The organism is uncultured Marinobacter sp. (assembly GCF_963974375.1).
GTDB lineage: Bacteria > Pseudomonadota > Gammaproteobacteria > Pseudomonadales > Oleiphilaceae > Marinobacter.
The window spans coordinates 1-8,655 of the sequence record NZ_CAXBDN010000193.1; the positions used below are offsets into that span (position 1 = coordinate 1).

Genomic DNA, 8,655 nt, shown 5'->3' on the forward strand with positions numbered 1-8,655 from the left:
CGGTCTGTCTCACTCTCATGCAAAGGTAAGATCAACCATTTAATCCGCTTACCCGAAATTTGCATCCCTGCTGCACAAGGGGGTCGCCCGGGATCCCGGGATACTGCCTGCACCCCGGATTCTGGATATGGCTACACGAAATGGCGCCCATGCACTTGGGATGCCCGGGCTTGGAGTTATCGAAGTCGGCATGCCTGCCGATCTGATCACGGTACGGTGTGACGAGTTCCACTTACAGCCGGCCACTCCTGAAACCATTGTTACCAATCTGGTTCATGCGGCCCGAGGCTCGGATGTGTCACTGGTTATGGTTGACGGCCAGGTCATCGTAAGGGAAGGCCAACTGTTGGCGGACCGTGGCGGCGACATGCGCACTCAGGCCAGAGACGTGGGCCTGAGTTTGCTCAAGCGCCACCTGTCCTCGTAAGCAAACTGGCATAATCTAGCGGATCTCGTTCACCTCTTGCAGAATCCGGGCAATGTGGTTAGCCAGTCCGGGGAATGGCATGGTTCGGCGCACCAATAACGACAACCGCTGAACAGCCAACGTGGGCTCACGAACTTTCACAAAAGCCAGCTCTCCTCTGGCGATTTCATCTGCCAGCCCAAGTCTCGTTTTCAGGGCTACACCAGAACTGCAGGCGGTCAGCTGGCTCATGGCGCCAATGGAGTTTGTGACCAGCTGCACGTTCAAAGGCCAGTGCTTTTCCAGCTCGGTGATGGCACTGTGCAGCATCAGCGACGCATCCGGTAGAAAAATTGGGTAGCCGACCAGATCGGGAATCCGCAGCGTGCCTGACGCCGCCAGCGGGTGATCGGCGGCCATAACCGCGCCCAGATGCAGGTTGGCTACCTCGTAGACAAAACGCTCGGTTTCCCGGGACGCATCGAATGCCAAGGCTAGGTCAGCCTCTCCCCGTTCCAGTAATCGCACCACGTCCGCCGAACCAGCGACAGTGACCGATACCTTTACATGGGGGTTTTCCTGCCAGAAGCTGCGCATCACTTCCGCCAGGATGCCTCTGGATGCGGTCTCTACCAGCGCAATGCGCAGTTTGGTCACCGAAACCCCGGCCATTTCCCGAATAGCCCTTTGGGCGAACTCCAGTTCACGGACGCTTTGTTTGAAGTGGAATAGGAGAAGTTCACCGGCTGAGGTTAACCTCAGTCCCCGGGGACAGCGCTCGAACAGAGGGATACCCAGGCGATCTTCCAGAATGGCAATCTGCCGGCTGACCGAAGACGCTGATATGTTCAGGGCCTGCGCTGCATGGCGCACAGACTGGTGCTCGGCGGCCGCCTCAAAATATCGCAAGGCGGTTGAATCAAACTGGGAGCTTCTTGGAGTCATAAGTCTTACCCGGAAAACGACCGGCCGCCCACAATCGGACCATCTGTGGATGGCTGACGCAATTAAGAAAACCTTTATCAAGCACATAACGGGCCGGACTGCAGGCAACCACTCCGTGCGCGCAGGTAGGGAACAGCGAAGCACTGGTATAGGGCGGATGATTAATTTAACGACTATTAACGAACCATTAGATGGCATGGCCGCAGTTTTCGTTACCAGAGTGTGGCAGAGCAGGTGGAAGGCCCGGTAGTGCCTTGGTGGCCCATCTTGCAATGGGTTCATTTTTCCAACAGTTCATGGTTCTAGAGCCTGTGCTCTGCAGTGGCGTAGTGAAACTGGCCCAATTAAGCACTAACGCATGGCTATGCTAGCATTGACAGTCCAGAATGAATTTTGAAGAAGTTGCTGACATTCTTTGATATAAATTTCACGATGGGAATGAAAAAGAGAATTTTTCGATGAAAAAAATAGTTGCTTGCCTATTATTTTGGTTGGGTGTTTTGTCTTCGCTTCCTGTCCTGGCTACAAACACCGATGAAGGCAACGCGTCGGAAGCATTCCTGCGTGTTGATTATGCTGAGGTACTGCTAGAGATGGAGCCAATAGCCGCGCAGGGTAACGAAGATGCGCAGTTTGTGATGGGCACCCTATACGAAAACGGATACGGAGTATCAAAGGACTATCAGATAGCAGCTAATTGGTATCGAAAAGCTGCTGAACAGGGGCATGTATCTGCTCAATTTCAGTTAGCGGTATTATACCGGTATGGAGAAGGGGTCCCGCAAGATGATCAGCAAGCAGGCGCCTGGTATTTAAGAGCGGCTGAGCAGGGGCACGCTGATTCACAGAATAACTTAGGATGGTTGTATCGAAATGGATATGGCTTCGCTCAGAGTTATGAGGATGCCTTAATATGGTACAAGAAAGCAGCTGAGCAAGGTCATGCTGTCGCCCAATTCAATCTGGGGTTGCTTTATGACGTAGGAAATGGAATTTCGGAGGATAAGCTGCTCGCAGCTTACTGGTATGAAAAATCTGCTACGCAAGGGTATGCAGATGCACAATTCAACTTGGGTTTACTCTATGAGGATGGGAGCGGGGTACCGCAAAGTTTCCAGGAGGCCGCCTTTTGGTATGAGAGAGCAGCAATCCAGGGTGATTCAGGAGCTCAAAATAATCTGGGAGTACTTTATCGAAATGGACTTGGTGTACTTCAAGACTATAATAAAGCAGCAAGTTTGTATCAGAGCGCGGCTCTTCAGGGTTACTCGACAGCTCAAAACAATCTCGGAGCACTCTATGCTGAAGGCTCCGGGGTGCCAAAAGACGATATAAGAGCTCATATGTGGTTCAATCTTGCGAGTTTCAATGGTAATACAGAAGCAACAAAAAATAGGGATGCGATTGCTAAACGTATGACGCCACACCAGGTAGCTCAGGCGCAGTCACTTGCAAGACAGTGGCTCGAACGATACGGCGAATAACGACGCGTGAAGGAGATCCGAACTTGCCCGACTGCTTGCGTGCCGCTGACTTTACGGTTCGCGACTAAAGAGACGGTCAATGTCGGTGGGGCTCGTTGTTTGGTGGCTGTCCTTTCGCCATATGATGTCCTCAAAGGTGAGTTCAAAAAAGTCCTTGATCTTTCAGGATTTTTTTGCCGTCTTCAGGGTTCGGTCCATACGAGATGCTCGTGCTGATTTTCGCATGGTGAGTTTTATTTGTTAATTTCTTTAATCAATAGTGCTCTTGCGAATTCTGGGGTTAGCTCCGTGTTCCATTGCAAATATATTTTTCGTTCGTTGCTGTCTATTTTGAATCTATTGATTAGTGAGAGCAAAAGCCACTGATGGCTATTTTTGTCTTGTATCTCAATAATTTGGCTCATTAAAAATGCTGAAATTTCTCGGCAGAACGGTACTGTTTCATTAATTGAAATTCTTTGCTCATGCAGGATGTGATCGAGTGGTATATATCCGAGCTTTTCATCAAGATCAATTAAAAGGTGAGCTGTTTTTAGCATATCAAATTTTTTATGATCAGAGTGCTTTATTTTAATATTTGGCATTGTGGCCCTTATGTGTATAGTGCGGATGGAGTATGAGCCAGAGTCTGGCTCGGGCTTGATAGGTCATCCGCTCGATCAATGAGCTCTCGAGTTTCCTCATAGATTCGTGCAACTAACCTGGTGCCACCATAAACTGTTTTCGCCATAGCTGTCACCACTATTGTGTCTTTATGATCAAGCGTGATCCCCTTTCTCCAGATGGCTCAGGTAGACACCGACATCATCGCTCCGGCCTTTGGCAAATAATTCCCACGGCGTCAGTTTACCCAGTGACGGAATGCTCGTTGACCGGCACCACGCCAAGGCAGCCGCTTCCGAGCCAGCCCAGCCGCACGCGACTGAGAAATGCTGAAGCTTCCCGCAAGCGTGGCACTATAGGGAAGCGAACACGTTCTGATCTGGTTGTCGCCTCAACTCCAAGGCCTACTGCAGAGGCTAGTTCCCGCGTGGTAATCCGGAACGCCTTAGACCTTACATCTGCGGAAACCTATCCAGTTTTAATTTCGACATGGTGGACCGGACCTGGGTTGGGCTGATCTCAGCCTGCTGCATTGTTTGTGCAACTCCAGATTGTAACGCCATCCCGTTCGATGTTCTCGAGCAGCGGCGGATTGGAGTAGCTATCCAGTGCGGCCCATTCGCTGACCCAGACGGGGTGTGCCTGAATACGCGCACCTGTCTCAAGCAATACATCATAGGCTAAGCCGGCCAGTTTCAGTCGGGTGCCTACGTAATCCCCGGGTTCTCCACGGAGTATCACTGCGACATCTACATCGCTGTCTGCTTTGTGATCGCCCCGGGCCCGGCTGCCAAACAGAATGAGTCTCTCGATGTCACAGTCATGTCGAATTTTTTCAGCGAACAGCAGGACCGACTCACGAATATCCACCTGGCTATCCATAACCCGTTGTTCAAGGCCGATCATCGGCGCATCCTCCCAGTCACGGACATCCTGCGGTACCGGCGCATTCGCATCACATTGACCAACCAGGTGGTTGAGGTGATATTGCCTTTTCCGTGTCATGCAGTGCCTATCTGAGATGCCCGCGCCGGCCTCGTATCATCACCGCCGGAAACGATGCTTGGTTACGTGGCCGCACATGGCCGTCGGTTTGGTACTGGCCGTCCCAATCCTGTGCTCTCGGATAGCGGAATACCTCCAGTGGCTGCAACTCCACGATCTCGTCGCAGCCGGTTTCATAACCCTCAACGAGAACGGGCGTCTCAGGGGGCAGGGTCTGCAGTTGTCGGATCAGCTCTTCCGCGGTCATCACAACCTCCGTACCTCAGATGTCCAAAACGATGGGCGGGTTGGTCGGTTCGTAGCGTGCCGTGCAGGTGCTCGCGTTGATGAACCGGGTATCACCCATCGGGTATTCGCCATAGCCCTCATGGATGTGCCCGAAAATGTGGGCTTTCAGGCCCGTCATTTGGGCAATCCGGTGCTTGAGATCCACGCAACCCACGTTCTGGCACCGGAATCCCAAGGCGACCTCGTCACCAATGTCCTTCGGCGGTCCGTGAGTGATCAGTACGTCCGTGTCATCGGGAATCCGTTTCCAGCGTTCATGCAGGGGCTGCCCACGCTCCAGCATGAATGCCCAATCCATAAAGGTGGGCGTCCAGGGCGAACCCCAGAACCGGATGCCGTCGATCTCAACACCACTGTCCTCAAGATAAATAGCCTGGGTCAGTGCGCCCCGCGCGAGTTCCGGCGCTTCCTGAAAAACCCAGTCGTGATTGCCGGCAATCACGATCTTGTATCGGTGTGGCAGGGAGCCAAGCCATTCATTCAGATCTTCCACATTGGCCAGCGTCCCGGCACCCAGGCAGTCACCTGCATGGATCAGCACATCGCCATCCGGGATCTCCGGGATGCGTCGGTGCAGGCTGTGGGTATCGGAAATACAGACCAGCCTCATCCGTGATCTCCAGTGGTGGACTGGGCACGATCGGGATGGGTCAACAGTGCGGATTCCTGTGTCCAGTCCATAAACGGCAGCAGTCGAATCATGTTGCGCGCATCGTCCACACCCCGGTGGTGATGCCCCTCAAACGACAGATCATGATACGCCAGCGCATGGGCAAGGCCATTTTTGCGCTTTTGGCCGGTGGTCCGACGCCAGATCCGCTTGAGGTTCAGGTGCGGGTAACTCATAAAGGCTGGCCAGCACCGATGTTTGGCACCGTCCGCCAGGATATGCAGGCGGTCGTAATTGCCCCAGCTGCACCAGATGAACGAGTCTGTGGTTTCACCCAGCCATTGATCCAGTAATGGCACAACGTCCCCAAAGCCCGGGGCTTCATCGACCATCGCCTGAGTGATGCTGGTCAGCGCTGTGCAGAAATCACTGAGAATCGGCGACTGGGTGGGTCTTACCAGAAACGAGCGGCTGTCCAGTAGCTCGCCCTGCCGGGTGGCCAGGGCGCAGCCGAACTCGATGATCTCCATGTTCTCCACACTCTGAGGCTCGCCTGTGGGCGAATGTCGGCTCTCCCAGCAGGTGGCTTCCAGGTCCACCAGCAACAGCGGGCTGTCATTGGTCCGTGGGCTTTCAGTCATTACTCAGGCCCTCCTGCATCCAGGCCAGCAGGTTGTCCGCTGTTATAAGCGTCGGCCGCCCGGACGCTTCCAGGGTGTCGATCCAGATCTGGTTGGCCCGGGTGACGACGTCGTGGGTTCCGATATGACCGGACACTACAACTGACACCCCAGTGATGGGCTTATTTGCGCCTTTTACCCGGCTCCAGGGCCAGGTGCACTGGATGGCGAGCGGGTCGGAATACTCGGCACGGCTCAGCTGCTGCCAGTCATCAAACGGACTCTGGGCGTGAACAAGGCCCAGCGTGCCGTGCTCGCACTCCAGGGTCATGGTCAACGGAAACTGGTTGGCGCAGCCGGTGGTCAGGCGCCGATACAGGCTGAAATCGATGTCATCCGCCCAGCCGCCGCCAAGGGCCCGGTGCTTGTCCCGGTAACCAGGGTGGGTGGCGCCCTGCATAAACAGCAGTTCATGATTGCCGAGGGTGCTGTGGACATGGTTGGTTTCCAGTGCCCAGAGGAGCATCTCCAGTGACTGCGGTCCGCGATCAATCAGGTCTCCAAGCAGGAACAGCCGATCGGCTGAGGGGTTGAACCCGGACTCTTCCAGCTCGGCACGAAAGTCAGCATAACGACCGTGCAGGTCACCGCAGACCCAGTCCCGCCCCGACGAGTTGCGTTCGATACGCTGATGGACAATCAGGTCACGTCTCATGTCATGGGATTCGATCGTTGCTTTCATCGCTGAAAGTCACTTCGCTAAACTCGCTTAAAAGGGCCAGGACGTCTTCCGTGGGCTCACTAAGCATGCGTGTGCCTGCCTGGCCAATGGCGCGCAGTTCGTCACCAGTGAGTCGAAGGCGCCCCGTCACGGTACGTTGCTTCTCATAGGCCACGGCCATCGCCATCACCGCCTCGAAACCTTCAGGATCGATCAGGTAACCGAGTGTTTGTCCCCCGTCACGAACCGCCAGGGGCGCTTTCTGAAAACACGCACGAGGATCGCTGACCAGGTTCTCCAGCTCCACAAAGTCCCCGAACCACGGGTTGGTGTCATGGGTATCAGCCATTTGAATCGTTGTACCTCTGCGGTTTCACCGCCTGACTAAACAAACTACCGAAGGTATTTTCTCACAAACTGTATGCGAATTAAAACCAGTAGGTAATGATACAATCTGTATTCGTATCGAGAGGTGTTTGCACCCCGCCTACCCATCGAATGATGGATAACATTATTTAAAAACAGATACCTGACGGCTTTTATGGCTTTACTCAAGGTCATGGACGATCCGGTCGCGTCTTATGTATGAGGTGCCTGCTTACATCGCCCAAGAGGCGTCATTTCAGCCGCCTGTGTCGGTCGAGACCTGCCTCAGCCCCCATCCCGGTTTTATTTCATGCTTCTGTGATTGCCTCTGTCATGTTCCTACCTTGGCAGGCCAAAAATCCCAGCGTATGCTATAAATAACTGTATGTAAAACCTCAACATGAGCAAGCAATACAATCTGTATTACTTTCTGCGTGCAAAAGCCCCCCAAGAGGTTCCCGGATGATTGAGAAACCCACGGAAAACCAACTGCTCAGTGGTCTGGACGCCTATGGCGCTCACGCCGATGAACTCGCGTCCGGACCGCTGAATGTCATTTTTGCCTACCGGGCGCTGGACCTCCGGGACCGGTTCCCCGAGCCTTTCGTTGATTTCCGCAGCGCCCTGGAGGCCTTGCAGAGTGATACGGCCTACCTGCCGGAGATGTCCGGTGAGATCGTGGCCTACGCCCGCGATGGCCGCTGGTTCGAGATCCCTACGCGATTCTTTATTCGTCAGTCACCGCGGTTTGCTGACCGGGAGGCGGCCGGGCAATGGGTGCGGGAACGTCAGCGGGCCATCGAGCAGGGTAAGCCTGGGGCGAGATCGATGGGGATCGTTGTGGCGAATCCGGACGATCCTCTCAAAAAGCAGATCGACGATGCGCTGGCCTTTCTCGACTGCCGCCTGGCCGGACCCGAGGAGAACGATGACATCTGTGAGCGGGTTGCTCGCTGGCTTGCCGAGCAGGTGAATGGACAATGGTGAGCATCGTCCGTGTTGAACCGGCCCCTTTCCATGAGCTGTCTCATCGCACCAGTGGCCCGTCAGGAAAGCCGCTGCGCAATCGTCTGCCGTTTCATCGGGCCTGGGCCACGGGGTTGCCCGATGACGTAGACGGGCTGATTTTCACTTCCGACCTGCAGGGCCGTGAAGACGGAGGCGCCAACCGGCTGATGGGGGTGCCTGTGGCCGATGCGCTGAAGACATTAGTGGCACAAGGAACGATTCCGCAGCCGCAAGCGGCGTTTCTGTGTGGCGATCTGTACGATTACCCGGACTGCCACAAGCGCGGTGGCACGGGCCCGGTGGATGAGGTCTACCAGGCGTTCGCAGGCCTGGTGCCGCAGGTGCTCGCTGTGCATGGCAATCACGACGAACTGGCGGACCCGAAGGCGTTACCGCACTCGGTGGCGCTGCTCGATGGGCAGGTTGGCACAGCCGCCGGCCTCCGTGTTGGCGGTGTCAGTGGCATCATCGGCAACCCGAGGCGTCACCAGCGACGTGATGAAGCTGACTTCGTGGCTCTGGTCGATCAGGTCACAGCTCAGAGCCCCGACTTGTTGCTGTTGCATCAGGGCCCGGAGGACCTGCAGCGTCAGCGGCGG

Annotated in this window: 12 protein-coding genes; 4 read left to right on the top strand and 8 right to left on the bottom strand. The window is 55.0% G+C overall.

Features of this window, described 5'->3' with window-relative positions:
• Positions 1–67 precede the first annotated feature (67 nt).
• Positions 68–427, top strand: coding sequence for an amidohydrolase family protein (locus tag AAC035_RS15105; protein WP_339805601.1), 360 nt, complete (start codon positions 68–70; stop codon positions 425–427).
• Between the two features lie 15 nt (positions 428–442).
• Here AAC035_RS15105 and AAC035_RS15110 read toward each other — a convergent pair whose 3' ends face one another.
• Positions 443–1,351 (bottom strand): LysR family transcriptional regulator, encoded by a 909-nt coding sequence (locus tag AAC035_RS15110; protein WP_339805579.1) that lies wholly within the window; start codon positions 1,349–1,351, stop codon positions 443–445.
• 458 nt (positions 1,352–1,809) lie between these two features.
• Here AAC035_RS15110 and AAC035_RS15115 point away from each other — a divergent pair, with 458 nt between their 5' ends.
• Positions 1,810–2,835: an SEL1-like repeat protein gene (locus AAC035_RS15115; protein WP_339805581.1), complete on the top strand. Its 1,026-nt coding sequence runs from the start codon at positions 1,810–1,812 to the stop codon at positions 2,833–2,835.
• A 233-nt stretch (positions 2,836–3,068) separates the two neighbouring features.
• On the opposite strand, the gene AAC035_RS15120 is transcribed toward AAC035_RS15115, so the two are convergent.
• The 7 genes from AAC035_RS15120 to AAC035_RS15150 all read right to left on the bottom strand — a co-directional run bounded on the left by AAC035_RS15120 (position 3,069) and on the right by AAC035_RS15150 (position 7,031).
• A complete protein-coding gene (locus AAC035_RS15120; protein ID WP_339805583.1) occupies positions 3,069–3,419 on the bottom strand; it encodes a hypothetical protein in 351 nt (116 codons plus the stop codon).
• Between the two features lie 538 nt (positions 3,420–3,957).
• Positions 3,958–4,443: a nucleotidyltransferase domain-containing protein gene (locus tag AAC035_RS15125; RefSeq protein WP_339805585.1), complete on the bottom strand. Its 486-nt coding sequence runs from the start codon at positions 4,441–4,443 to the stop codon at positions 3,958–3,960.
• A 7-nt stretch (positions 4,444–4,450) separates the two neighbouring features.
• On the bottom strand, positions 4,451–4,690 hold the full coding sequence (locus tag AAC035_RS15130; RefSeq protein ID WP_339805587.1) for a hypothetical protein: 240 nt from the start codon (positions 4,688–4,690) through the stop codon (positions 4,451–4,453).
• A 15-nt stretch (positions 4,691–4,705) separates the two neighbouring features.
• The gene (locus tag AAC035_RS15135) at positions 4,706–5,341 is read right to left on the bottom strand and encodes a metallophosphatase domain-containing protein (protein ID WP_339805589.1); all 636 of its coding nucleotides are present in this window, start codon (positions 5,339–5,341) and stop codon (positions 4,706–4,708) included.
• Positions 5,338–5,982, bottom strand: a complete 645-nt coding sequence (locus AAC035_RS15140; RefSeq protein WP_339805592.1) for a 3'-5' exonuclease — start codon at positions 5,980–5,982, stop codon at positions 5,338–5,340. Before AAC035_RS15140 ends, AAC035_RS15135 begins: the two co-directional genes overlap by 4 nt.
• The gene (locus AAC035_RS15145; RefSeq protein WP_339805594.1) at positions 5,975–6,703 is read right to left on the bottom strand and encodes a metallophosphoesterase; all 729 of its coding nucleotides are present in this window, start codon (positions 6,701–6,703) and stop codon (positions 5,975–5,977) included. Before AAC035_RS15145 ends, AAC035_RS15140 begins: the two co-directional genes overlap by 8 nt.
• Positions 6,678–7,031 (bottom strand): hypothetical protein, encoded by a 354-nt coding sequence (locus tag AAC035_RS15150; protein WP_339805596.1) that lies wholly within the window; start codon positions 7,029–7,031, stop codon positions 6,678–6,680. The genes AAC035_RS15145 and AAC035_RS15150 overlap by 26 nt, the downstream gene beginning before the upstream one ends.
• A gap of 479 nt (positions 7,032–7,510) precedes the next feature.
• On the opposite strand from AAC035_RS15150, the gene AAC035_RS15155 reads away from it, so the two are divergent.
• Positions 7,511–8,035 carry a hypothetical protein gene (locus AAC035_RS15155; protein ID WP_339805598.1) on the top strand — a complete coding sequence of 175 codons (525 nt, stop codon included), beginning with the start codon at positions 7,511–7,513 and terminating at the stop codon, positions 8,033–8,035.
• Positions 8,029–8,655: metallophosphoesterase (locus AAC035_RS15160; RefSeq protein ID WP_339805599.1), on the top strand; the 627-nt coding region annotated here is incomplete at its 3' end. The genes AAC035_RS15155 and AAC035_RS15160, both read left to right, overlap by 7 nt.

Coding starts and splice junctions, on each gene's coding strand:
- AAC035_RS15115 (WP_339805581.1), top strand. CDS start 1,810: ATGAAAAAAATAGTTGCTTGCCTATTATTTTGGTTGGGTGTTTTGTCT.
- AAC035_RS15145 (WP_339805594.1), bottom strand. CDS start 6,703: ATGAAAGCAACGATCGAATCCCATGACATGAGACGTGACCTGATTGTC.
- AAC035_RS15150 (WP_339805596.1), bottom strand. CDS start 7,031: ATGGCTGATACCCATGACACCAACCCGTGGTTCGGGGACTTTGTGGAG.
- AAC035_RS15140 (WP_339805592.1), bottom strand. CDS start 5,982: ATGACTGAAAGCCCACGGACCAATGACAGCCCGCTGTTGCTGGTGGAC.
- AAC035_RS15125 (WP_339805585.1), bottom strand. CDS start 4,443: ATGACACGGAAAAGGCAATATCACCTCAACCACCTGGTTGGTCAATGT.
- AAC035_RS15130 (WP_339805587.1), bottom strand. CDS start 4,690: ATGACCGCGGAAGAGCTGATCCGACAACTGCAGACCCTGCCCCCTGAG.
- AAC035_RS15135 (WP_339805589.1), bottom strand. CDS start 5,341: ATGAGGCTGGTCTGTATTTCCGATACCCACAGCCTGCACCGACGCATC.
- AAC035_RS15120 (WP_339805583.1), bottom strand. CDS start 3,419: ATGCCAAATATTAAAATAAAGCACTCTGATCATAAAAAATTTGATATG.
- AAC035_RS15110 (WP_339805579.1), bottom strand. CDS start 1,351: ATGACTCCAAGAAGCTCCCAGTTTGATTCAACCGCCTTGCGATATTTT.
- AAC035_RS15155 (WP_339805598.1), top strand. CDS start 7,511: ATGATTGAGAAACCCACGGAAAACCAACTGCTCAGTGGTCTGGACGCC.